Source organism: Streptomyces sp. NPDC001634, assembly GCF_040298185.1.
Classification (GTDB): domain Bacteria; phylum Actinomycetota; class Actinomycetes; order Streptomycetales; family Streptomycetaceae; genus Streptomyces.
Genome location: NZ_JBEOZU010000003.1, coordinates 25,027 through 48,259 on the forward strand (window position 1 = coordinate 25,027; position 23,233 = coordinate 48,259).

20 protein-coding genes are annotated in these 23,233 nt (G+C 69.1%); 11 read left to right on the plus strand and 9 right to left on the minus strand.

Annotated features, from left to right (window positions below; all coding sequences use genetic code 11):
- The first annotated feature begins 80 nt into the window (after nt 1–80).
- The 3 genes from ABT186_RS02655 (at nt 81) to ABT186_RS02665 (ending at nt 8,356) form a co-directional block, all read left to right on the plus strand.
- Nucleotides 81–6,653 (plus strand): non-ribosomal peptide synthetase, encoded by a 6,573-nt coding sequence (locus ABT186_RS02655; RefSeq protein ID WP_351923262.1) that lies wholly within the window; start codon nt 81–83, stop codon nt 6,651–6,653.
- Nucleotides 6,654–6,683: 30 nt separating this feature from the next.
- A complete protein-coding gene (locus ABT186_RS02660; protein ID WP_351923264.1) occupies nt 6,684–7,676 on the plus strand; it encodes an alpha/beta fold hydrolase in 993 nt (330 codons plus the stop codon).
- 170 nt (nt 7,677–7,846) lie between these two features.
- Entirely contained in the window at nt 7,847–8,356 is a 510-nt protein-coding gene (locus ABT186_RS02665; protein ID WP_351226548.1) for a hypothetical protein, read from the plus strand.
- Between the two features lie 191 nt (nt 8,357–8,547).
- Here ABT186_RS02665 and ABT186_RS02670 read toward each other — a convergent pair whose 3' ends face one another.
- Entirely contained in the window at nt 8,548–8,670 is a 123-nt protein-coding gene (locus tag ABT186_RS02670) for a hypothetical protein (RefSeq protein ID WP_351226546.1), read from the minus strand.
- A 24-nt stretch (nt 8,671–8,694) separates the two neighbouring features.
- Entirely contained in the window at nt 8,695–9,642 is a 948-nt protein-coding gene (locus tag ABT186_RS02675) for a helix-turn-helix domain-containing protein (RefSeq protein WP_351923266.1), read from the minus strand.
- A 349-nt stretch (nt 9,643–9,991) separates the two neighbouring features.
- On the opposite strand from ABT186_RS02675, the gene ABT186_RS02680 reads away from it, so the two are divergent.
- Nucleotides 9,992–10,579, plus strand: a complete 588-nt coding sequence (locus ABT186_RS02680) for a hypothetical protein (RefSeq protein WP_351923268.1) — start codon at nt 9,992–9,994, stop codon at nt 10,577–10,579.
- A 27-nt stretch (nt 10,580–10,606) separates the two neighbouring features.
- The gene (locus ABT186_RS02685) at nt 10,607–10,987 is read left to right on the plus strand and encodes a hypothetical protein (protein ID WP_351923270.1); all 381 of its coding nucleotides are present in this window, start codon (nt 10,607–10,609) and stop codon (nt 10,985–10,987) included.
- Between the two features lie 12 nt (nt 10,988–10,999).
- On the opposite strand, the gene ABT186_RS02690 is transcribed toward ABT186_RS02685, so the two are convergent.
- Nucleotides 11,000–11,128 carry a hypothetical protein gene (locus ABT186_RS02690; RefSeq protein WP_351226539.1) on the minus strand — a complete coding sequence of 43 codons (129 nt, stop codon included), beginning with the start codon at nt 11,126–11,128 and terminating at the stop codon, nt 11,000–11,002.
- Nucleotides 11,129–11,242: 114 nt separating this feature from the next.
- Here ABT186_RS02690 and ABT186_RS02695 point away from each other — a divergent pair, with 114 nt between their 5' ends.
- Together ABT186_RS02695 and ABT186_RS02700 are read left to right on the plus strand one after the other, a co-directional pair.
- Nucleotides 11,243–11,881: a hypothetical protein gene (locus ABT186_RS02695; protein WP_351923272.1), complete on the plus strand. Its 639-nt coding sequence runs from the start codon at nt 11,243–11,245 to the stop codon at nt 11,879–11,881.
- Nucleotides 11,882–11,973: 92 nt separating this feature from the next.
- A complete protein-coding gene (locus ABT186_RS02700; RefSeq protein WP_351226535.1) occupies nt 11,974–12,780 on the plus strand; it encodes a nucleotidyltransferase domain-containing protein in 807 nt (268 codons plus the stop codon).
- A gap of 37 nt (nt 12,781–12,817) precedes the next feature.
- On the opposite strand, the gene ABT186_RS02705 is transcribed toward ABT186_RS02700, so the two are convergent.
- The 4 genes from ABT186_RS02705 to ABT186_RS02720 form a co-directional block, all read right to left on the minus strand.
- A complete protein-coding gene (locus ABT186_RS02705; RefSeq protein WP_351923274.1) occupies nt 12,818–13,438 on the minus strand; it encodes a GNAT family N-acetyltransferase in 621 nt (206 codons plus the stop codon).
- A 169-nt stretch (nt 13,439–13,607) separates the two neighbouring features.
- Complete coding sequence (locus tag ABT186_RS02710) at nt 13,608–16,361, minus strand: SpoIIE family protein phosphatase (protein WP_351226531.1); 2,754 nt, start codon at nt 16,359–16,361, stop codon at nt 13,608–13,610.
- A 417-nt stretch (nt 16,362–16,778) separates the two neighbouring features.
- Entirely contained in the window at nt 16,779–17,909 is a 1,131-nt protein-coding gene (locus ABT186_RS02715; RefSeq protein ID WP_502973131.1) for a PP2C family protein-serine/threonine phosphatase, read from the minus strand.
- Nucleotides 17,910–18,389: 480 nt separating this feature from the next.
- Nucleotides 18,390–19,091, minus strand: a complete 702-nt coding sequence (locus ABT186_RS02720; RefSeq protein ID WP_351226528.1) for a hypothetical protein — start codon at nt 19,089–19,091, stop codon at nt 18,390–18,392.
- On the opposite strand from ABT186_RS02720, the gene ABT186_RS02725 reads away from it, so the two are divergent.
- A complete protein-coding gene (locus ABT186_RS02725) occupies nt 19,072–19,692 on the plus strand; it encodes a LysR substrate-binding domain-containing protein (RefSeq protein ID WP_351923276.1) in 621 nt (206 codons plus the stop codon). The genes ABT186_RS02720 and ABT186_RS02725 overlap by 20 nt on opposite strands.
- 479 nt (nt 19,693–20,171) lie before the next feature.
- Nucleotides 20,172–20,342, plus strand: coding sequence for a hypothetical protein (locus ABT186_RS02730; protein ID WP_351226524.1), 171 nt, complete (start codon nt 20,172–20,174; stop codon nt 20,340–20,342).
- Nucleotide 20,343: 1 nt separating this feature from the next.
- Here the strand turns inward: ABT186_RS02730 and ABT186_RS02735 are convergent, their stop codons facing one another.
- A complete protein-coding gene (locus ABT186_RS02735; RefSeq protein WP_351226522.1) occupies nt 20,344–20,562 on the minus strand; it encodes a hypothetical protein in 219 nt (72 codons plus the stop codon).
- Between the two features lie 381 nt (nt 20,563–20,943).
- Between ABT186_RS02735 and ABT186_RS02740 the strand changes: the two genes are divergently transcribed.
- Together ABT186_RS02740 and ABT186_RS02745 are read left to right on the plus strand one after the other, a co-directional pair.
- On the plus strand, nt 20,944–21,600 hold the full coding sequence (locus ABT186_RS02740) for an SRPBCC family protein (RefSeq protein ID WP_351923278.1): 657 nt from the start codon (nt 20,944–20,946) through the stop codon (nt 21,598–21,600).
- Nucleotides 21,581–21,913: an SRPBCC family protein gene (locus tag ABT186_RS02745; protein ID WP_351923280.1), complete on the plus strand. Its 333-nt coding sequence runs from the start codon at nt 21,581–21,583 to the stop codon at nt 21,911–21,913. Before ABT186_RS02740 ends, ABT186_RS02745 begins: the two co-directional genes overlap by 20 nt.
- A gap of 76 nt (nt 21,914–21,989) precedes the next feature.
- Here the strand turns inward: ABT186_RS02745 and ABT186_RS02750 are convergent, their stop codons facing one another.
- On the minus strand, nt 21,990–23,021 hold the full coding sequence (locus tag ABT186_RS02750; protein ID WP_351923282.1) for a LacI family DNA-binding transcriptional regulator: 1,032 nt from the start codon (nt 23,019–23,021) through the stop codon (nt 21,990–21,992).
- Nucleotides 23,022–23,233 lie beyond the last annotated feature (212 nt).

The following is a 23,233-nucleotide window of genomic DNA, read 5'->3' on the forward strand; positions in this document are numbered from 1 at the left end:
GATATCTCCACCCGGTGCATGTTCATGCGTCTCGAGCAAAGCGGCAGGGGCCCACGGAACCGTCATGAGGTGGTCGTGTCATGAAGGACATGCGTGAACTACTGGAAGACCTGCGGGCGGACGGCGTGCGCCTGTGGCTGCATCAGGGACGCCTGCGGTACCGCCCGCATCCGGCGCTGACCCAGGAGCGCATCGACCTCCTGCGGACGCATCGGGAGGAGGTCGTCGCGCTACTGCAGGCGGCGGTCACGCACGAGTCGGCGCCCTCCACCGTCCGGCGCCCCGATGCGCTGCCGCTGTCCTTCGCACAGGAGGGTCTGTGGTTCCTCCAGCAACTCGAGGAACCCGGCTCCGCGTACAACGTCGTGACGACGGTGAGCGTTGACGGCATCCTGGACCTGGCGGCGCTGGAACGCTCCGTCCGGGACATCGTGCGCCGCCACGAGGCCCTGCGCACCACCTTCCGGGAGGTGGACGGCGTTCCCATCCAGGTCGTCGGCGACTTCCAGAGGGGCCAGTTCGCCCTGCTGGACCTGCGGTCGGCGGACGAGGAGACACGGGACGGCGCGGTGCATCAGCGGCTGCGGGCGCACGCCGAGCGGCATTTCTCGCTGGCCGACGAGAACCCGTTCGTGGTCGAGGTGGTCACGCTGCGGGACACCGCGCACCTCCTCGTCGTCAACGCCCATCACCTGGTCTTCGACGGTTCGTCCTCCGAGATCTTCTTCCGTGAACTGCGGCTTCTGTACGAGGAGTACGCCGCGGGTGCTCCCGCTTCGCTGCCCGCGCTGCCCGCGCAGTACGCCGACCACGCGCTCTGGCAGCGGCAGTCGTGGGACGAGCGGACCGAGGGAGAGCAGCTCGCCTACTGGCGGGAGCAACTCGCCGGTGCCCCCGACGAGTTGGCGTTGCCTCTGGACCGCGAGCGGCCGCCGGTCTTCGACTTCAGGGGCGCCCAGCACGTCTTCGAGGTCCCGGCACCGCTCGCGGACGACCTGCGCGGGCTGGGCCGCCGGCACGACGCCACACTGTTCATGGTCACGCTGGCCGCCTACCACCTGTTACTGGCGCAGTGGAGCGGCCGACAGGACATCAGTGTCGGCATCCCGGTGGACGGACGGGGTCATCGCGACGCTGAAGGGCTGATCGGGTGCTTCGTCAACACGGCCGTGATCCGGGCTCGTACGGACATCGCCGAGAACTTCACCCGGCTGCTGGAGCAGGTGCGGGAGGCCGTCGTGGGCGCCTACGACCACCGGCACCTGCCCTTCAGTCATCTGGTGGCCGCGCTGCGCCCGGACCGTGCCCGGCTGCGCCAGCCGCTCTTCCAGGTGATGTTCGCCTACCTCAGGCAGGACGACCTGGGCCTGGGCGACCTGAAGCTGTCCCCCGTCGAAGCCCTGGGTCCCAGCGCCAAGTTCGATCTGACCCTGTTCGTCGCCGAGACGCCCGGCGGGCTCCAGGCAACCATCGAGTACGCCACCAGCCTCTTCGACGCCGCGACCATCGAGCGGCTGGCCGCCCGCTACCTACGGCTGCTGGAGACGGTCGTGGCGGCCGCGCACACGCCGTTGGACCGGCTGCCGCTGGTGACCGGCGAGGAGGCGCACCAGGTACTCACCGCCTGGAACGACACCGACGCGCCGTACGAGGAGGGCCGCTGCCTGCACGAACTGGTCGAAACGGCGGCCGGCGCGGCCCCCGACGCGGTGGCCGTCGTCCTCCGGGACGAGGCCCTCACCTACGCCGAGCTGAACCGGCGGGCCAACCGGGTCGCGCACCGGCTGCGCAAGGAAGGTGTCGTACCGGAGTCCCGGGTGGCGATCTGCGCCGAACGCTCCCCGGACCTCGTGGTCGGCCTGCTGGGCATCCTGAAGTCCGGCGCCGCCTACGTACCGCTCGATCCGTCCTACCCCGCGGAACGGCTCGCCTTCATGCTCGAGGACAGCGGTGCCGAGCTGCTGCTGACCCACCGCGGCCTGCACCCTCCGGCGCCGGGCCGTACCGTCCTCGGGCTGGATGCCGCCGATGAGTGGGAGCACCTGCCGGCCCACGACCCGGCCCCGGCGGCGGTCCCCGACAACGCCGCCTATGTCATCTACACCTCCGGCTCCACCGGGCGGCCCAAGGGCGTGGTCGTCTCGCACCGCAGCGTCGTCAACCGGCTGTGCTGGCAGCGGCGCGATCATCCCCTCGGCAGGGACGGCCGGGTGCTGCAGAAGACCCCCGTGTCGTTCGACGTGTCCGTGTGGGAGCTGTTCTGGCCGCTGGTCTGCGGCGCGCGCCTGGTCCTGGCCGCTCCGGGCCGGCACGGAGATCCGGTCCACCTGCGGCAGCTGTGCCGGAAGGAGGGCGTCACCGATGCGCACTTCGTGCCGTCGATGCTGCGCGCGTTCCTGGCGGAGGGGACCGCGGAAGGCTGCGGCACATTGCGCCGGGTGTTCTGCAGCGGCGAGGAGCTCACTCCCGACCTGGCCGAGCGGTTCCGCAGCCTGTTCGACTGCGCGCTGTACAACATGTACGGACCGACCGAGACGACGATCGAGGTCACCGCGTGGCACTGCGCCGACCGGGGTGCCACCGGACGGGTGCCGATCGGCGGGCCGGTGAGCAACACCGCGCTGTACGTCCTGGATCCGTCGCTGCGCCCGGTGCCGGTCGGGGTCGCGGGCGAACTGCACATCGGCGGCGTGCAGGTGGCACGGGGGTACCTGGGGCGGGCCGGCCTGACGGCGCAACGGTTCCTGCCGGATCCGTTCGCCGGGGGCGGGCGGCGCATGTACCGCTCGGGGGACCTGGTGCGTTGGCGGGCCGACGGAACCCTGGAGTTCCTGGGACGCCTCGACGACCAGGTCAAGGTACGTGGCTTCCGGATCGAACCGGGTGAGGTGGAGGCGGGCTTGCGCCGGTGCCACGGGGTGACCGACGCCGCGGTCACGGTCCGGGAGGACACACCGGGTGATCGTCGTCTGGTGGCCTACACCACGGGACCACAGCAGGATCCGGTCCAACTGCGGCAGCAACTCGGGCAGGCACTGCCGGCGCACATGGTCCCGTCGGAGTTCGTGCATCTGGACAGGCTTCCGCTCACCGCCAGCGGGAAGACGGACCGCCGGGCGCTGCCGGCGCCTCGGGCGGCCGTCGCCGCAGCCTCCTACCGCGCGCCGCACACCGACACGGAGCGGGCACTGGCGGAGATCTGGCAGGAGGTGCTGCGGACCGGAAAGGTGGGCACGGAGGATTCCTTCTTCGACCTGGGCGGACACTCACTGCTGGCCACGCAGGTCATCGCGCGCGCCCGCCGAAGGTTCCGGACCGACATCCCCCTCGGCGAGTTCTACGCCCACCCCACCATCGGCCACCTCGCCCGGCTGCTGGAGGTGAGTGGTCCGGTGTCACAGGACACCATCCCCCCTCGGCCTCCGGACAGCAGGCCCGTGGCGTCGTACGAACAGCGGCGCATGTGGTTCCTTCAGCAACTGTCCCCCACCATGAACCTCTACAACGTGCCCCTCGTGTGGCGCCTGCGGGGCGCCTTGGACCCGGGGCCGCTGGAGTCCGCTCTGCGTGAGATCGTGCGCCGCCACGAGGCGCTGCGCACCACCTTCTCGCTGTGGGACGACGAACCGCTGCCGCAGACGCGTGACCCACGGCCCTTCACGCTCGCCTTCACCCGGCTCACGGGTTCGGCGGACGCCGAGGACGAGGCGCGTATCATCGTCGACCGGGAGATCCGGGAGGTCTTCGACCTCGCGACGGACTTCATGCTGCGCGCCCGCCTGGTCCGCCTCTCGGACACGGACCACATTCTGGTGCTGACAGTGCATCACATCGCCGTCGACGGCTGGTCTTTCGACGTGCTCGCGCGCGAACTGCACTCCCTGTACGAGGCCTTCGCCTCCGGGGCACCCTCGCCCCTCCCGCCGCTGCCTCTGCAGTACTCCGACTATGCCGCCTGGCAGCAGCGGCGGATGGAGGGCGACGCCCTGCGGGAACACCTGGAGTACTGGCGGGCGTACCTGGCCGACGCGCCAAGGGCCCTGGAACTTCCTCAGGACCGGGCCCGTCCCCAGGTCCCCGGCCATCGGGGCGCCACGGTGGACTTCGCACTCGGCACCGATCTGACGGACCGGCTGCGGGCCCTGAGCAGGAACGGCAACGTGACCCTGTTCATGACGCTCACCGCCGGGTTCACCGCCCTCCTGCACCGGCTCAGCGGCCAGGACGACCTCTGCCTGGGCTACTTCGTCGGCAACCGTCACCTGGAGACGGAGAATCTGATCGGCCTCTTCGTCAACAGCCTGGTGGTGCGTTCCCGTACCCGTCCCGGCCACACCTTCGCCGACGAGCTGGCCCAGGTCAGGGCGGCCATGCTGGCCGGCGACGCGCACCGTGACCTGCCGTTCGACCGGCTCGTCGAGGAGCTGCGACCGGACCGCGCGCTGTCCCGGCACCCGGTGTTCCAGGTCACCATCAGCTACCAGACCGGCGGCCCCGAGCAGAACCGGGCCTCCCGTCCGCACACATCACCCGGCGGCGCCCGGACGAGCCTGCTGCCGGGGATCGACGCCACCATGCTGGGCGTCCAGGACGACACCGCGAAATTCGACCTGACGTTGTTCCTCTCCGACCCCGGCCCGGGACACGGCCTGGAGGCCCGGTTCGAGTACGACGCCGACCTGTTCGACCTGACGACCGTGGAACGCTTCGCCGAATACTTCGTGCGGCTGCTGACCGCGGCGGCCGCCGGTCCGGAGACCTCGCTGGCCGACCTGCCGCTGCTCACGGACGACCAGTCCGCGGCGCTGACGGGTGCGGCACGCCCCCTCGGGGAGTTCCCTCCCGGCATCATCCCGGCCCTCTTCCAGGAGCAGGCGGCGCGCACGCCCGACGCCGTCGCGGTCAGCGACGGGCTGGGCGCATCCCTCACCTATCGCGAGCTCAACACCCGTGCCAACCGGCTCGCCCATCACCTGGTCGAGCGGGGGGCCGGTCCCGAGCGCCTGGTCGCACTCGTGCTGCCGCGAACCATCGACCTGGTCGTCGCCGTCCTCGCGGTCCTCAAGTCGGGCGCCGCCTATGTCCCCGTCGATCCCGCCTACCCGCAGGAACGCATCGCCTCCGTCCTGGCGGACGCGGAACCCGTGCACACGGTCACCACCACTGCCCATCCCCTGCCGGGCAGGCCGGTGACCGTACTGGACGACGCGGCACACGACGCCGCGGTACGCCGCTGCCCCGGCACCGATCCGGACGTGGCCCTCCTGCCCGGGCATCCGGCATACGCGATCTACACCTCGGGCTCCACCGGGCGCCCCAAGGGCGTCGTCGTCACCCACCACAACGTGGTCCGTCTGCTGCACGCCACCCGTTCACGCTTCGGTTTCGGGTCCGACGACGTGTGGACGCTGTTCCACTCCTACGCCTTCGACTTCTCGGTGTGGGAGATCTGGGGCGCCCTGCTCCACGGCGGCAGGCTGGTCGTCGTGCCGGACGGTGTGCCACGTCAGCCGCTGGAGTTTCTGCGGCTGCTGGCTCACGAAGGGGTCACCGTCCTCAATCAGATCCCCTCGGCCTTCTACCAGTTGATGCTCGCGGACGCCGGCGAGCTCGGCCCCGTCGAGCCGTCCTGGGCCGCCAGGCTGCGCTATGTGATCTTCGGCGGCGAGGCACTCGACCTCCGCCACCTGGAGGACTGGTACCGGCGGCACCCCGACGACGCTCCCCTCCTGGTGAACATGTACGGGATCACCGAGACCACCGTGCACGTCACCCACTACCCCCTCCGGCGCGACACGGCGGCACACGTGCACGGCAGTGTCGTCGGCACCCCCGTCGACGACCTGCGGACGTACGTCCTGGACGAGCGACTGCGCCCCGTCCCGGTCGGTGTGGCCGGCGAACTGTACGTCTCCGGCCCGGGCGTCGCACGGGGGTACCTGCGGCGGGCGGGGCTGACGGCCGAGAGGTTCCTGCCGGACCCCTTCGCGGCGGACGGGCAGCGCATGTACCGCTCGGGGGACCTGGCACGGTGGCGGGCCGACGGCACTCTGGAGTACCTGGGGCGCGCGGACGACCAGGTCAAGGTGCGCGGGTTCAGGATCGAACTCGGCGAGGTGGAGGCCGCGTTGCGGCAATGCACGGGCGTCCTGGACGCCGCCGTCACGGTACGGGAGGACGTGCCCGGCGACCGGCGTCTGGTCGCCTACACCACGGGAGCGCACCGGGATGCGGAGGCGTTGCGCGGGCAACTCGCCGGCATGCTTCCGGCCCATATGCTCCCGTCCCTCTTCGTCCGGGTGGACGGCCTCCCGGTGACGGCGAGCGGGAAGACCGACCGGAAGGCCCTGCCCCCGCCTCCGGACACCGGCCCGTCGAGCAGGCATCGCGCACCGCGCACCGCGGCAGAGCGGGCCATAGCCGACATCTGGAGGGACGTCCTGCAGGTGAGCCGGGTCGGCATCGACGACTCCTTCTTCGCCTTGGGCGGTCACTCCCTGCTGGCCACTCGGGTCATGGCCCGCATCCAACGCGAGTTCGGCACCGAGGTCCCTCTCGGTGCTTTCTACGCCCGGCCGACCGTCACCCACCTCGCACAGCTGGTCGAGGAGCACGCACACGCCGGCGGTGAGCGGTCCACCGGTGTGCTGTGAGCCCCGGACACCACGTGGGAAGGCATGAGCATGGCCCTGCACGAAACAGAACATGACACCGGCTCCCGGCCGGCAGCCGGAGCGGCTTTCTCGTTCGCCGACCGGCTGCTGGAGGAGCTGCGGCGGCGACGGATCCGGCTGTGGGTCGACGGGGGGCGACTCCACTACGACGCACCGGCACACGCGATCGACGACCGGATCCTCGGCCTGCTGCGCCGCCACCGAGACACCCTCGTCCAGCGCTTGCTCCACGCCGAGGAGCCCACGGCGGGCCCTGGCACCCCCGGGTCCCAGTGGCTACGGCCGTTGAAGCAGACCCCGCACGGCACAAATACCGTCGTCTTCGTGATCCCGGCGGCCGGCTCCGGGCCCAGTACGTACCGGAGTTGGGCGGAAGCGGCGCCCGAGGGGCTGGACGTGGTCTGTGTGCACCTGCCCGGCCGCGAGGAGCGATTCGCGGAGGAGCCGTACACCACGGTCGGGCCGCTCGCCGACCGCATCGCACACGAGGTGGCGGGCCATCTCGCGGACAGCGCACGCCCGTTCGTACTCTTCGGGCACAGTGCGGGCGGTCTGATCGGCTACGAGGTGGCACGGCGCCTGGACAGCGCACGCCTGAAGCTTCTCGTCGTCGCCGCGTCCACGCCGCCCAGCGAGGCCCACACCGCAGATCTCACCGACACGGAACTCCTCGACGCCCTGCGCGACTGGGGCGGCACCCCGGAAGAGGCCCTCTCCGACTCGGCCGTGCGTACGGCCGTCCTCCCCCGGCTGCGCGCCGACCTGGCCGTGGTCGCCTCCTGCCACCGGCCGTGGTCGGAAGCGGCACGTCTCGCCGTCCCCATCGTGGTGTTCGCCGGCGCAGAGGACGAATCCGGTACGCCCGAGGACTGCGCCGCCTGGTCGCACTGGACCACGGACGGATTCCGTCTTCATACGGTGCCGGGCGGCCATTTCTTCCCCGCGCAGCAGCCCGCGCGATTACTGCGCACCATTGCCGAAACGGTGTCCGGCGCCGGGTGAGGAAACCACTCAACAAGGGGATCAGTGGCGTGCCCTGCCGCGCGCAGCAGCGGGCATGATGCGCCGGACGCTCCCGCGCGCCTCTGTGAGTGAGTTCGCCCGGAGTGCACGTGTGGGCAGTGATCGGTGGGCAGTCAGCGACACGCCGCTCACGAAAGGAACGACTGCGAATGAACCGATACTTGGCCCGCCGGACCGGGCTCGCCGCCTCCACCGCACTGTTGGCCCTCGGGCTGCTGTCCGCCGCCGCGCCCTCAGGAGTCGCCGCACCCGCGAAGTACACACACGCGGCCGCCGCGCAGCAGTTACAGAGGGCCGGCATCAACTGGACCTCGTCCGGCGGCTGCAGCGACCGGAACAACCCGAAGTGCACCTCCTTCGAGCAGATCAACAAGACCACCGTGTCCGGTGTCATCGCCTTCAAGAAGGCCGGCAAGTGCCCGGTGACCATCACTGGCGGCACGGAGAAAGGGCACTCACCCGGCACGTACAGCCACTGGAACGGATACAAGGTCGACGTCAAAGTGACGTCGTGCGTCGACACATATGTGACCACCAAGCTCCATTACATCGGCCAGCGGCCCGGTGACCACGCGAAGCAGTACAAGTCACCTGCGGGCAACGTCTACGCCCGCGAAGGCTCGCACTGGGACATCACCTACTACAACGGCAACAGCTGAACCCACGACGTGGTGGGGTCGACTGCCGTCGGCCCCCCGGGTGCCGTGTCCCGGATAAACCCAGGCCGACCGGTACGGCGGCGTCGATGCGTGGTGGCGAGGGCTGTCCAGATCGGACGGAGCCCCGCGCGACCCGTTCGAGCGCGGCCGCCGGCTACTTCCGCGCCGTCGCTTCCGGATCGGGGAACAGCTCAGCGGGCCGCCGGGTCGGTGGCGCGGCACAGATCGTCCTGCGGGGGCCCGTACTTGGGGTTCTCCATGGACTCACCCACGACATTGCCGTCCCGGTCCACCAGCCACCAGCGTCGGTTCACGCGCCGCGGCCGGCCCCGGCGTTCTCACTGCAGGCAGGGAGTCCGGGCGGTCGGCCCGGCGCCCTTGGGCGTGACGACGACGGACTCGATCCAGACGCAGCCCGTCCCGGTGGACAGCATGTCACCGTAGCTGCCCGGCGGAGTGTTGTTGCTCCACTCCGAGTGGACCTCGGCACCGTCGGCCGGGCGGTGTGCGGCCAACCGCACCGTGTACAGCGACGGATTGCTGTAATAGGCCGACGCCCAGACCGTCCCGCAGCTGTTGCTGCGCCGCAGGCGCAGGTCACCGAAGCGCCGGCCGCCGGGGAGGTCGAGGGCCACGGTCGTCACGGTGGAGGCGTCAGCGCCACAGCCGCGGGCCCGCGGATCGTCTCCGTCCATGTCCTCGTGCGCGCCGGAGGGCACCCGCTGGTCGGTGACGTGCTGGTTGGCGGCTTGCCAGCCATGCCGTGCGGCAACAGAGCCAGGCGGCTGGGAGCCGAAGACGAGCGTGGCCGCGACGCCGCCTGCGGCGAGGACGGCGATGCCCGTGCCCACGAGGAACCGGCGCCGCTTGCGCCACCGCCCCGGGGTCGGAGCCGCCTGCTCGGCAGGCGGGGCCTGTTGAGCGCCCGAGGCGGCAGAGGCGGTGGCAGGGACAGCATCCGCCGGGTCGGGAGAGGTACGGGCGGTCGCCCCCTCCGGCTCGTCCGCCGGTTCATCGGCGTTGAGGGCCTTATGCGCCTGCCGCCACCTCTGCTCGTACGGGCCCGGATCGACGCCGCATGCTTCGGCGAAGGCCTTGACCACCGGCAGCGAGGGCAGCTGGCATCCTCTGGCTGCACGCGAGAGCACCGAAGCCGAGTAGTGGGTGCGCGCGGCCATCTGCCGGTAAGTCGGTAATCCGGAGGCCGCACGCAGGTCTCTCAAGGCGGTGGCCAGTTCCTCGACGGGCCCGGCCAGCGGATTGATCTCAACCTCTCGACGGCCCATGGCTCTCCCCCAGTGGATTGATGCATTGATGCGTGGTCAGGCGCATCAGCAACGCATCATGCCCATCGAGTTCCCAATCCACTAGATGGTTGAGCGACCGAGTTGGTGGAACGCCGCAGGGCCGCGGAGCCCAGGCGTGTGCGTGCCGGCCGTACGGCAGGTCCACGAGATCCACCAGGTCCACGACAGGCGGCCGGGATTCCCCAGCCGCCACCGCCGGCCAGCGGCGTCACAACGGGACGCCGGGATGGGAGGGTTCATGAGTCGCAGTGCACCAAGGGGCGGTTCAGCGAGATCGTCCGCACCAGAACGGCGCATCGAAGAACGTGGTCGCCTGCGTACGAGAGTGATGGCGCCGCTCGCGGTGGCGGCCGCGCTCCTCCTGGGCGTCGTCGCACCGTCGCACCAGGCTTTCGCCCAGGGCCGGGGCCAGGCCTGCGTCTTCCTCGCGCCCAAGGGAGCCGGTGGCTTCGGGCACGTCGGATGGGCCTTCCAGGAACCACCGGCCGACCACTGGTTCTTCGGAGCGACGGAGGGCGCTGGAGGCGAAGAGGGCGGGCCGAACGCCCGCAAGATTCCGCCGGGTCAGCGCAACGGCGCCTGGGTGGACACCGGCAACTGGCAAAAGGTGCTCGACACGTTCCGCAACGCGAGGGCCAACGAGCACCCCGGCGGCTACTACAAGCAGTACACCTGCGCCTACGCGGACCAGAGCGCGGTGCACTCCGCAGCCGTGCAGGCCCAGGCCAACATCAGCAGAGGTTACGACCTGTTCGGCGACAACTGCATGAACCACGCCTATGACGTGCTGCGGGCCTACAACCTCACGCTCCCCAGCCCGAACGATCCCATCTACATCAGCCCCTCGTGGGCGCCCAACCGCTGGGTCAGCAAGCTCTCCCGCACCCCCGGCTGGAACGGGCTCAACTCCCTGTGACCACAAGTCGAGAGGAACGGATCATCAATGCGTAGCAGGATGCGGAAGGGTTCCGCAGCGGTCGCGGTGACGGCGGCCACGGTCGCCCTTGCGGTACCGACGTTCGCCACTCCGGCGGTTGCAGCAACGACGGGTACCCGCACGGAAGTTGGGCTCTCACCACGGGTGCCCGCCAGTCGGGTGGAGTGCGACATCGTCTACGGTGACGGGGCGAACGGGCATCCGGACGACAGCCGCACACATGCCTATTGCAGCGGCGACGGAGCCGTGACCCTTCATGTGTGGTGCGCCGTCACCCCATGGACCGAAGTCGAACGAACCGCCCACGCCGTCGTCCACGGCTGGGTCGAACTCTCCCTGGGCTGCGCAGCGTTCAAGACCAACCGCGCCAAGTGGACCAGCCCCTGACCCGCACCCGCCTCACGGCCCCGCCGCCAGGCCCCGACGACCGCTCCCCCGGCCGAACGCCGGAGGGAGCGGCTCGGCGCACAGCACCGCCAGGCACTCGGCCGCCACGGCGTTCTTGAAGGCGCCTGCCCCATCGTTCACCCTTGGCAATTGCGTACCCGACGTGGCTTTGAGGCGGCAGGGTCAACGCTGTCCGAAACGTGGCACGCCACGGGTCCTGGACGACGCCCGGGGGCAGTGAGGGGTAGAAGCGCGATGCCGGAAATCGGCACGGATGTCGACGCCTTGAGACCGGTCGCGCTGGCCCGTCCCGGTTCACGTGTGCTGCTCGTCGGAACGAGTCGGCATCCTGCCGGATCGCCACTGCCGGACATCGATGCGGTCGAACGGTCAGTGGAGGAGCTGGCATACGTCCTGCACCAGCGGGTCGGCGTACCGGAGGCCAACCTGCGCGTCCTGGTGAATCCGCCGAGCCCGCTGGAGTTCGGGAACGCTGTCAAGCGGGCGGCGGAGGAAGCGGACGACACCCTGCTGGTGCACTTCACCGGCCACGGCCTTGTGGGCGCCGACGACGGTCTCTGCCTGGCGACCTGCGCCACCGACGACCTGGTGGACGGCCTTTCGTGGAGTGTTCACACGTCAACATCCCCCACGTTGCTGGCCACCATCACACCAGCCGCCCAAACAGTGCAGCTCTCAGCCTCGTTTTCGCCCTGGAGCGAAAGACTCGCGGTCGCCGCCTCCGACTCCGACTCCGTGGTGCTCTACGACACCAACCCGCACAGGCTCGCCGACACCCTGTGTTCGTACACGGGCAACTCGATCACCGCCGCCCAGTGGCAGAAGTACGCACCCGGTGTGCCCTACCAAAACCCGTGCCCAAGCAGAAGCTGACCAACTTGAGCCATCGCGAGGACCTGTGATCGTCTAACGTGGGTGCCATGTCTTTACCGTCTTTACCATCGCTCCCTGATGAAGTCCACCGCGTGGTCGAGGCCTACTTGAAGTTGACCGACCAGGCTGTTCCTGGCTTGATCGAGGGCTTGTATCTGCATGGCTCGCTCACGTACGGCGACTTCCGTCCTGGACGCAGCGACGTTGACTTTCTGGCGGTAGTGAGCGAGCGTCCCGCGGAACGGACCGTGGAAGCTCTCCGGCGCGTGTTCGAGGAGCTGAGTGGCTGTTACCCGCGGCCGTACTTCGACGGATTGCATGTCACGCGTGCGGATCTGGTCGGCCCGCCGAAGGATTGCCCCGATGTGCCATGCGTCGGTGAATGGAACTTCCAGTCAGCGGGCCGTCACGGCCTCAACCCAGTCACCTGGCACGAGCTTGCCCAACAAGCCATCACGCTGCGTGGCCCAAAACTGACAGCGAACGACATCTGGACCGACCGGATGGCTCTCCACGCCTATTCACACGCCAACCTGGGCGAATACTGGCGGCCATCACTCGAAAAACTTCGCGCAGGGCAGGAACGAGTCCTCGCTGCACCGATTGAGCGGGCCGAGTGGTTGACCGAGTGGTTTGTACTCGGTGTCGCACGCCTGCATCACCTGCTCACCACAGATCGGCTCTCCTCCAAGGGCGGCGCCGGGCAGTATGCTCTGACCGCCTTCGACAAGCGCTGGCATCCGATCGTCAACGAAGCGCTCCGTATCCGTGAAGGCTCCACCGCCATATCTCCTGCGTACGACGGCGAGCCTGCTGCGCGCGTGCGTGACACCATCGCGTTCGCCGCGATGGCGATCGAGGAAGGACAGAAGCTCGCCCGTCAAGTACATGTCCTCTGATGCCCAGGAAAGACAACCGCGATTGCCGGGGACCCTTTCACGCCGGGCTACGGCCGCCCCGTGATGCGTCGGGCCACTCGTCGCCTCGTATTCGGGCGTGGAGATGTTCATCGTGCCACCCGTCCGCATGCAGCAGGGCGCTTCGCATGGTGCCTTCCAGGGCGAAACCGGCCCTCGTCGCAACCCGGCAGGACGCCGGGTTGGCTACGGAATGGGTGAGGCGCAGCCGGTGCAAGCCCAGCTCGTCCATTGCCCACCGGCTGAGGCGGACGGTGGCGTCGACCATTACGCCACCACCGCGACCAACTGGCAGCAGCCAGTAAAGGATCTCAGCGCTCCCGCCCTTGAGATCGATGTCACCCCAGCCGATCAAGCCCATGGGCCGCTCACGGGGCCGCGCGATGGCCCAGATCGCCGATTGCTCTGATTTCCAGCGCTCATGCCAGCGTGCGATCCTCTCCTGCGCATCCTCCAGTGACACGTCACGCCCTGGCCGGTTCCACTGCTGAATGTCCGGGTCCAGACAGGCATCCACGATGACCTCCGCATCGTCCTGCCGCCACGGACGCAGTTCCACGTTCCCAGCAAGCTCGAACACCGGTTGTTCGCTCCGGCCCATCCGACCTGCAGGCACTACGGGAGGTGTCGAAGAGATCATCGCTGCATCTTGCCACCTGGACACTGCCGCTCGGGGACGATCACGGATCGCAGGACGGCCCCGTGCCGGGCTCCCGGCCTCAGTCGTTCGCCACAGCCCCGGAAGATCCTGTCCCGGCCCGACCGGAGCGTGTGCCGGGCCCCGGATCAGAACGTCAACCTCTTCTGGATCACGCCGAGGTTTCCGGATCGGCTGGCCATCCGCCTGGAGGGTCCGCGCCGGCCGGAGCCGGGGCAGGATCCTCGGTGACCTCCGGCAGGGCCTGTTCCGCCCAGATCACCTTGCCCTGGGGTGTGTACCGGGTGCCCCAGCGCTCGGTCATCTGTGACACCAGGAACAGACCCCGGCCGCCTTCGTCGGTCGTAGCGGCATAGCGCAGATGCGGCGAGGTGCTACTGCCGTCGGCCACCTCGCAGATCAGTGTGCGGTCGCGGATCAGCCGTACGTGGATCGGCTCGGAACCGTAACGGATGGCGTTGGTGACAAGCTCGCTCAGCACGAGCTCCATGCTGAAGCCGAGTTCGGACAGGCCCCACTCGTCGAGCTTCTCGGACAGCGCGAGGCGCATCCTGGCGACGGCGGCCGCCTCGGGCGGCACATCCCAGTCGGCGATCCGGTCGGGCTGCAGTGCATGGGTTCGGGCGATGAGCAGAGCAACGTCGTCGGTGGGCCCCCCAGGCAGCAACTCGTCCAGTACGGCTTGGCAGCTCTCCTCCGGCGACCGGTGGGGGTGACCTGCCAGGGCTTCGCGCAGCAGTTCCATTCCCACGTCCAGGTCCCGTGTGCGGTCCTCGATGAGTCCGTCGGTGTACAGGACGAGCTGGGTGCCCTCGGCAAGGTCCAGCTCCGCCGTCTGGAACGGCATGCCCCCCAGGCCCAGCGGCGGCCCGGCCGGCAGGTCGGGGAAGGTGACACTTCCGTCGGGGCTCACCAGCGCGGGCGCCAGGTGGCCTGCGCGTGCCATGACACACCGGCACGTCACTGGATCGTAGATCGCGTACAGACAGGTGGCGCCCACGACACCGGTGGCGGCCTGGGTGCTGGCCTCGTCCTGGTCGATACGGCCGACCAGGTCGTCCAAATGGCTCAGCAGCTCATCGGGGGGCAGGTCAAGCGTGGAGAAGTTGTGCACTGCGGTCCGCAGTCGCCCCATCGTGGCGGCGGCGTGGAGGCCGTGGCCGACCACGTCACCGACAACCATGGCCACCCGGCTGCCCGGCAGGGGAATCACGTCGAACCAGTCGCCGCTCACACCCGACTGGGCGGGGAGGTAGCGGTAGCCGACCTCGAGGGCGCTCTGCTCGGGCAGGGCCCGCGGCAGCAGGCTGCGCTGGAGGGTGACCGCCAGGGCGTGCTCGCGGGTGTACCGGCGGGCGTTGTCGATACTGACCGCAGCCCGAGCCACCAGCTCCTCCGCCAGTGACAGCTCCTCCTCGTCGAAGGGGCCGTGCTCCTTGGAGCGCAGGAAGTTGGCCATGCCCAGCACGACACCACGGGCTTGGATCGGGGCGGCTATGAGCGAGTGGATGCCGTAGTTCACGATCTTCTGGGCGCGTACGGGGTCCTGCGCGCGCCAGTCCATGGCGGTCGACAGGTCGCTCACCAGTTCGGAGTGGCCGGTCCCATAGCCGCGCGCCTGGGGCGTAGAGGGCAGGAAGTCGATCAGTCGGCCCTTTTCGTAGAGCGGATGGTCGTCCCGGATGCCGCTCACGGCGACGCGTCGCATGCCTGTCGCGGTGGCGGCCGGCTCCTCGCCGCGCAGTACGGCGTCGGCCAGGTCCACGGAGACGAAGTCGGCAAAGCGAGGGACGGCGACCCGCGCGAGCTCGTCGGCCGTTTGGACCACGTCGAGGGTGGTGCCGACGCGCAGTCCGGCGTCGTACAGCAGCTTGAGCCGCTCACGTGCGACCTCCGCCCTCCCGGACACGGCCTTCAGCTCGGTGGAGTCGCGCAGCGTCACCACCGTTCCCTTGGGGCCACCGCAGCGATCCGTGGGCCGCTGGTTGACCGCCAGAAATCGCGGCCCGGCGAAGTGGACCTCGTCGGTGGCCTCGCGCCCGGAGATGAGCAGCGCAGCCATTTCGGGTTCAAGGGTCGTCAGCTGCGCCACATGCCTGCCCTCGGCGTCCAAGGGCAGTTCCAGGAGCTGTCTGGCCTCGTCGTTCGCCAGCAGCAGCCGCCCGTCGTCACCGACGATGAGCACCCCTTCGCGCACGGAGTGCAGCACCGCGTCGTGGTGGTCGTACATGCGGGTCATCTCGTCCGGCGCCAGGCTGTGGGTCTGCCGCTGCAGCCGTCTGCCAACCAGTACCGTCATGCCGGTGGCCACCACGAGAGCGCCTGCCCCGGCGCTCAGGATGATCGGTATCTGCCGGTCCACCTGGTTGGTCACGTTCTTGACCTTCAGGCCGGCGGAGACGAGGGCCACCACCCTGCCGTGGGGATTCTCGATGGGAACGGTCGCCTGTACCTCATGGCCGAGCGGGCCGTGGACGCTTTCGGTATAGACCTTCCCCGCCAGCGACGGCCCGATTTTGCCGACGAACCGCTTTCCGATCCGGCTTGGCAGGGGATGGGTGTAGCGGATGCCCTTGGTGTCCATCACCACGATGAAGTCGACACCCGCGGACTTGCGCCCCGCCTCGGTCAGCGGCTGAAGCACTTTCGACGGTTGGGGGGTCTGCAGCGCGGTCAAAATGCCTGGGGAGTGGGCAAAGGTCTGCGCGACGGCTATGGAGCGGCGCTTGGCCTCGGAGGTCGTGTCCCGCTGCGACTGCAGGAGGAGGGTGAAGACCGCAAAGGCCACAAGCAGCACCACCAGCGCCACCTGCAGGACGAACACCTGCCCGGCAACACTTCGCGGGCTCTTGCCCATCAGCACTCGCGGCGATATGCGTCGAAGCCGGGCGAAACGGTCCTCCATCCGGCCTTTCTAGCATCCCGGATCCCCGCTCGTCACGACCCGCCCGAAGAACATTCGTCACTCGCTCCTCTCATGGCTCCTGAACCACACGGACCCCCAGGAAAGGTCTAGCCTCTGTAGCCTCATTCAGTACCGACAACACCACAGCCCACACCGAGAGCAGGAAGCGCTACGTACCTCTGCGGGGCGTGCACGCGCCCCACACGTCCGCCGGACCGCCGCGACCCAGCGGTGACGCGAGGCACACCGAACAGCACCAAGCACAGTCCGTGTGGACGACTGGCGCCGTCCTCCTGGCGTTCGGCCTACGGGCAGTGGCGGCGCCGTTGGCCGCCGGCAAAAGGCGATGGAGGCCGGTAGGGGAACCCGCCCGTGCACCAACACCGGCGGACGGGTCCCGACACGACTTCCAGCCGCCTACGCAGGGCGCTCCTGGGCCCAGGAGTACCCGCAGCGGACGGCCAGGGCAGCGATGTCGTCATCGATCCTTCCGCCGCTGTAGTGAAGCAGGTCCCGGTGAAGTCGGTCCAGCAGCTCACGGGGCGGCGGTGCCGGGCTGTGCTGCCTCATCCAGTCGGGCAGCGGGAAGAACTCGCCGGTACGGTCCCGGGCCTCCGTTACACCGTCGGTATAGAGCAACATCTGGTCGCCCGCGGAGAAGGCGATCGTGTCCACGTAGTAGTGGTCTCCGATGAGCGTCGCGAGGTTGAGGGGCGGCGAGGGGATGGTGGGCTCAAGGACGCGGATCTCCCCGCGCTGCACAAGCAGCGGTGGCGGGTGTCCGCAGTTGAGAATTCTGACCTGCCCGCTGCCGCACGGGATCTCGACGATGAGAGCGGTAGCGAAGTGCTCCGGCTGATCCTGACCGGGCACCCCGCGGGTGTAGCGGGCGATGCTGGTATCCAGGCGTTGGATGATTCCCCTCAGGTCGGGCTGGTCGTACGCGTTCTCCCTGAAGCAGTTGATCACCGCCGAGGCCGCGCCCACAGCCGAAAGCCCCTTTCCGCGCACGTCGCCGATGAGGAGCCGGACCCCGTAGGGGGTGTCGGCCGCCTCGTAGAAGTCGCCTCCGATCCGGGCCTGCTCTTGGGCAGCCATGTACAGCGACTCGATTTCGACGTCGTGGATGCGGCGCGGCAGCGGGCGCAGCAGCACCTTCTGGGCCGCGTCCGCGACGAGCCGAACCTGGAAGAGTGTCTCCTCCCGCTGAAGCCGCAGATGGCTTGCGTATGCGGCCGCCAAGGTGACCAAAACGATCGCGGCACCCGTGTACGGTGTCCCCAGATCGGAGTAGACGAAGCTGAGCCCGATCATGACCAGCAGGCAGAACGCCCCCAGCAGGACCGTCGGGATCACCGGCCACATCGCGGCGGCGAGAGCGGGTGCCGCGGGGAGCAGGCGGCTGAAGGCGATCTGTCTCGGCGTGGAGAATGCCAGGCCGGTGATGAGGACGGTGACAATCACCGGTGACAGCAGGACCGGGTCCCACCGGCCACCGTACGGAGGGCGGCGGCGCCGGAGCCGTCCTGACTTGGTCACAAAGTGCATCTTATCGGGGCGAAGTGGCCATCGAGCCGCATTGGAGGATGCACTCTGCCAGGACGCCGGGGCCGCGACGTCGCGATGGCACGCCGGCTCACTGACAAGCCGCTCGGCGGTTGGGACCAGCTCACCCGGATCCCTTGGGGCAGTGCGTCGCGTATGGCGGTCCTCGCTTGCGACGGCGCACGCGTTCTGGCGGTCATTCTGGAGTCGTTCAAATAACTGGAGTTTTGCATCCACCGCCAGGCGGTCCGCCGTCCGAGGTCACCTCCGAGGTCCAGCATGCCGAGGACGCCAAGCAGCCGCGACGCTTCGACCAGGACCCGGTCCGTGATCAGCCCCTTCGTCGCGAGCTCTCCGGGCTCCTCGGCATGAAGACGCCGGGCTGGTACTCGGACTCAGCTTCCGTCCGAAGCTGCTGTAGGCATCCTGTTCGGCCTGGCGATGGACCACGAGGTCTTCCTGGCCTCCCGGGCCGGCTCTTCGTCATCGGGCCGCTGACACGCGGGAGCCCTTTGCGTGCCGCTGGTCCTCGCTGCCACGCCGTTCCTTGTCGACCTGTGCATCGTGTTCAAGCGATCGGACGGCGAGCCGGCCGGAGGCGGCACGGACCAAGCCGTCCAGCCACGCCTGGTGGCCGTTGAGCATCGGGTTCGGGCTCTGGGCGGCCAGGTCGGCGGCCGGCTGCGGATCTGCGTCTCCTGGGTCAGGACGCGCACCCGGCCGCCGGGCAGGTCCTCGACGAGCCAGGCGTGCAGCACGTCGAGCTGTTTGTTCCTCGGGCTTGCCGTCCTGGTTGGCCGTCCACGCCAAGCGGCCCGGGACGTTCTCGGCCGGGGCCTGGAACTCGACGACGCGCGCGTCCAGGGGCGGGAAGCCGAAGGTGCCGAAGCTGAAGACGGTGCCGTCCTTCAGTTCCGGGCCGCCGCCCTGCGGGAAGGAGATGCCGGAGACGTTGTCGTAGTACGACACCCAGGTGGACGTGTCGGTCAGGTAGTGCCAGATCCAGGCGGCGGTAACGCCCTTGCAGGACACGCTGGCGAGGTCGTCCGCTGGCTGTGAACGGATACGACTTCGGAGGTGGCCGTGCCCGAACTGTGGGCCGGTGCGGATGCGGGCAAGGCCGCGCATCCCGGCGGCGCCGCGGCTCGGACTGTCCCAGCCGACCGTGACCGCCCAGATCCGCACCCTGGAGCAGCAGACCGGTCGCGAGCTGTTCACGCGGCTGCCGCGCGGAGTGGAGCCCTCACCGCACGCGCACGAACTCGCCGGAAGGATCGCCGCCCCTCTGGACGCGCCGGCCCGCCTGGAGGACACCGGCGACGTCACGGCACCCGTGCACCTGGCCGGGCCCTCGGAGCTGATGAGCGTTGAGGAATGCCTGCTGGTCGCGAGCCCTGCCTGGGCCGAGCGCGTCGCCGGGCAACCCAGCACCGAAGACCTGTGCGCCGCACTGCGCGACGTGCCGATGGTGACGTACGCCGAGGACCTGCCGATCGTCCGCCGCTACTGGCGCAACGTCTTCGGCAAGCAGCTCACGGCCCGGGCCGCAGTCACCGTGCCCAACCCGTACGCGGTACTGTCCGCGGTCAACGCGGGCGCCGGCTACAGCGTCCTGCCCCGCTCGCTGTGTCAGGAGCATCTGGACTCCGGCCGCCTCGCCCTCCTCCACAACCCGGAGGAGCCGCCGCTGAACACCCTCTTCCTCGTCCAGCGCCCCGGCGCCGACACCAACCCCGACGTCATCCGCGTCCGTGACCGCCTCCGACAGGCGGCCCGCACCTGGTAGCCACCGCTCTCACCGAACGACCGCATCGCCTCGGCGCCGGCACCGTACTTCGCCTCCGACCGACAACCATGGAGTGAGAGGAGTGGCTCGCCGATACCTGCCGATCCGACCCTGATCGGATGCACAGCGGCGACCATCGCCACTTGATGGCGACCGTCGCCACTTGATGGGGCATCCTCAACGCGCCCCATCTCGGTTGCTCAACGGCCCGCGGGCGGCCTGGGCGGCGGTTGAGTGGTACCCCACCGCGGGGCGCGGCAGGAACCCATGTGCCGCACCGGCGAGACAAGGCCGTGCACAGGCAATTGGCCCCCGCGTGGCCCGCCGTCCCGGGACCGGCGGGCCGACGCCTCGATGGGCGCCGTCGCGGAGTAATCGGAACCTACGCTTCCGCCAGTCGAAAGGGAAGACCCCTTCCCTATTGACCCTCGACATGCACAGACGCACCCTGAACCCCACGCGCCACAAGGGAGCACAGGATGAGCCGAGCCACCGACACAACTCGCGTCGTCGAGTACTGGACGGACAAGGGCACCCACGTGATCTTTCCCGTCGGACGAAGCGAAGAGGTTGACCGCATGAGCGACGAGCAGCTGATCTCGAAGTACGGGAATCCCGAAGACGGGGCTGTCGCGCGCATCGTCCGGTAGGTCACTCCATCGCAGGCCACACCTCAGGCCCACCTCCATGCCACTCGATGAGCGGCGACATAGCCACATCCAGTTCGTCCACGTCCTCCAGGCCGGCCCGCTGCAGGTACACGGTCAGCTCATGGAGCGAGTACGCGGTACCGACGACCTCGTCCCCCACGAGCACCTGTCGGCCGCCTTTCGGAAGCGGCGGGGAAACGATCACACGCTGCTCAGCCATGCGCCAAGCCTCGCCCGCGAGTCGTGTCCGCGCACGTGGGGGACGGCTATCAGTGTCGGCACGTACGGCTGATGCAGCTGCCCGCCGTCAAGCTGCCGGACGGCCGGCAGGGTGCTGCACGCCGCCCGATTTACAGCACCACGAGCAGCGAGCCCCGGCCGAGCCGATGTCGGCCAGGGCTTCGCCGATGGCATGCGGCACGCCGGGACCTGTATCAACCGGCACATCAACGGCAACGGCCGTCCTTGCACGGATGCCGCAGCAGCCCGCCACCCAAACGGCTCGGCCGCCCCCAACAAGCAACCAATGGTTGCGTGAGGGCCGGTGGCCGACTGGCGTGGACGCGCAACCAAACGTTGCGCATCAGGGAGGGTGGAGATCATGGAGTACGGCAGCATCGAACGAGAGATCTACGTCGACGCCTCGCCCGACGTGGTCTTCGAAGTCGTCAGCAGCCCTGAGCACATCTCGGAATGGTGGACGGACGATGCCGAGGTCGCAGCCACTCCCGGCGCGGTCGGCGAGCTTGTCTGGGGCGACAGGGCAGAGGTGGTCCCGATCACCGTGGTGAACGCCGATCCGCCTCGGTTGTTCTCGTTCCGCTGGTGCTGTCCCGAGGGCAAGGTCGGTGACTCCGCCGACTCACTGCTGGCCACCTTCGTGCTCACCCCTTCGGGCGCGGGCACCAGGATTCGGCTCACCGGGAGCGGGTTCGGGGAGATGGGCTGGGAGGCAGCGAAGTTGGAGGAGCAGTACCGCGAACACAGCTCGGCTGGGACACCTTTGTTCCCCGACTCGGCGCGTACCTCGCGCGGCTCGTGTCAACCGACCCGTCGGCGGATGCTGGAAACATCTCGGCGTGCTCGACCGCGTCGGCCTGGTGCACGCCACGCCTGCATGGTGAGAGAGGCGCTACCGGGTGGACGAGGTCCAACTAGCCCCCGCGGCCAACGCCCGAGGCGAAGGCCACAAACTCGGCGGCGAGCTCCAATTCCGCTTCGGGGCCGCGGGATTCGATATGAAGGTCCTCGAGCTTGACCCGGGCAGGCACGTACTGTGGGAGGTGGTCGACGGACCCGAAGAATGGATCGCCACGCATGTGGACTGGGGCCTCGATCAGGTCGACGACTACACCGTCGTCCTCTTCAAGCACCAGGGTTGGAAGCAGCCGGTGGAATTCATGCACCACTGCAGCACGAAGTGGGCGGTCCTTCTTCGGAAGCGAATAATCCGCGGTCGCGCACCGTCGCACAACGGGCCGGAAAACCGTCGTACAACGCCCGAAACCCTGGGTCCCTGCGTGACTCGCGGACGTCTCTCCCGCAGTAGCCACGGTGTCGTGGATTTCTGACCCGCCCAGTGATGACAGTCAGCCCTGACCCGTGTTGCCAGTCCGCCCGCGGACTGGCAACACTTCGCAGTGCTCGTCAGGCGGGTTCGGCTGTGGTGCCGCGCAGGACGATGCGCGGGGTGAGTACGACCTCGCGGGGCTCGGTGCGGTTCTGGTCGAGGCGTTCGACGGCGGCGGTCACCGCGTGCCGGGCCTGTTCCCGGGCGCTCTGGCTGACTGTGGTCAGATTGAAGCAGCTCAGCCGGGAGAGCGTGTCGTCGTCGTAGCCGGCCACGGACACCTCGCCCGGGACGGCGACACCGGCTCGGGAGAGGGCGGCCAGGACACCGATGGCGCACTGGTCGTTGAACGCGACGACGGCGGTGGGCAGTTGGGGACCGCCGAGGAGGTGACGGACGGCGCGTTCACCCGCCGCTTCGGTGTGGTCTCCGGCCAGGACCCGGACATGGTCGTCCAGGCCGTGGCGGCGCATGGCCGTGCGGTAGCCGCGGCGCCGGTCGGTGGCGATGACACCCTTGCCGCCGTCCACGTAGACGATCTCGCGATGACCGAGTTCGACCAGGTGATCGACGATCTGGCCCACACCGACGTCGTCGGCGGTACGTACGACGTCCAGTGCGGCGTCGGCGATCCGGCGGCCGACGGCGATGACGGGGGCCCTGCTGTCGAGGGCGGCGAGGGTGGCCGCGGGGGCGGTCGGGCCGAGCAGGATCAGTGCCTCGCTGCGGAAGGCCAGCAGGGTCTCCACCGCGGTGTGTTCGCCGCGGGTGCGGGTGAGGGTGCTCAGGACGAGGTCGTAGCCGACCTCCTCGGCCGCGGTGTGCAGGTGCTCGACCAGTTCCGCGTGGAAGGGGCTGTGGATGTCGACCATGACGCCGAGCAGGCGGCTGCGCTTGCTGGCCAGCGTACTGGCGGTGCGGTCCACCTGGTAGCCGAGATCGGCTGCCGCCTTCAGGACACGCTGCCGGGTCCGTTCGCTGGGGCCGGGCACACCGCGCAGCACCAGGGACACCGATGCCGTGGACAGGCCCACTCGTGCGGCCACGTCCTCCAACCTGGGGCGCTTGTGCGTGCCGTTCTGGTGACGCACGGAACCGCCGTCGTCCACTTGTGCCTCCCCGCGGCAAATCTCCTTGTGCAACACCCTTGACACCCTCGCGAAACAAGACCGATAGTACCAGCACTTAAAGCGCTTTAAATTGTCCTGTTGTTCCAACGAAGCAAGCTTAGGAGCGCGGCAGTCACCCCTACTGCCCGCGTCCGACTCCGCCCCCGGCCGCCGCCCTGCCCCCGAGACCTGCCGAACCGATTCGTCCGCTC

Bases quoted from the DNA above. Each gene is read 5' to 3' on its own strand.
- ABT186_RS02655 (WP_351923262.1), top strand. From the start codon at position 81: ATGAAGGACATGCGTGAACTACTGGAAGACCTGCGGGCGGACGGCGTG.
- ABT186_RS02660 (WP_351923264.1), top strand. From the start codon at position 6,684: ATGGCCCTGCACGAAACAGAACATGACACCGGCTCCCGGCCGGCAGCC.
- ABT186_RS02665 (WP_351226548.1), top strand. From the start codon at position 7,847: ATGAACCGATACTTGGCCCGCCGGACCGGGCTCGCCGCCTCCACCGCA.
- ABT186_RS02675 (WP_351923266.1), bottom strand. From the start codon at position 9,642: ATGGGCCGTCGAGAGGTTGAGATCAATCCGCTGGCCGGGCCCGTCGAG.
- ABT186_RS02680 (WP_351923268.1), top strand. From the start codon at position 9,992: ATGGCGCCGCTCGCGGTGGCGGCCGCGCTCCTCCTGGGCGTCGTCGCA.
- ABT186_RS02685 (WP_351923270.1), top strand. From the start codon at position 10,607: ATGCGTAGCAGGATGCGGAAGGGTTCCGCAGCGGTCGCGGTGACGGCG.
- ABT186_RS02695 (WP_351923272.1), top strand. From the start codon at position 11,243: ATGCCGGAAATCGGCACGGATGTCGACGCCTTGAGACCGGTCGCGCTG.
- ABT186_RS02705 (WP_351923274.1), bottom strand. From the start codon at position 13,438: ATGATCTCTTCGACACCTCCCGTAGTGCCTGCAGGTCGGATGGGCCGG.
- ABT186_RS02710 (WP_351226531.1), bottom strand. From the start codon at position 16,361: ATGGAGGACCGTTTCGCCCGGCTTCGACGCATATCGCCGCGAGTGCTG.
- ABT186_RS02715 (WP_502973131.1), bottom strand. From the start codon at position 17,909: ATGCACTTTGTGACCAAGTCAGGACGGCTCCGGCGCCGCCGCCCTCCG.
- ABT186_RS02730 (WP_351226524.1), top strand. From the start codon at position 20,172: ATGAGCCGAGCCACCGACACAACTCGCGTCGTCGAGTACTGGACGGAC.
- ABT186_RS02735 (WP_351226522.1), bottom strand. From the start codon at position 20,562: ATGGCTGAGCAGCGTGTGATCGTTTCCCCGCCGCTTCCGAAAGGCGGC.
- ABT186_RS02740 (WP_351923278.1), top strand. From the start codon at position 20,944: ATGGAGTACGGCAGCATCGAACGAGAGATCTACGTCGACGCCTCGCCC.
- ABT186_RS02745 (WP_351923280.1), top strand. From the start codon at position 21,581: ATGAAGGTCCTCGAGCTTGACCCGGGCAGGCACGTACTGTGGGAGGTG.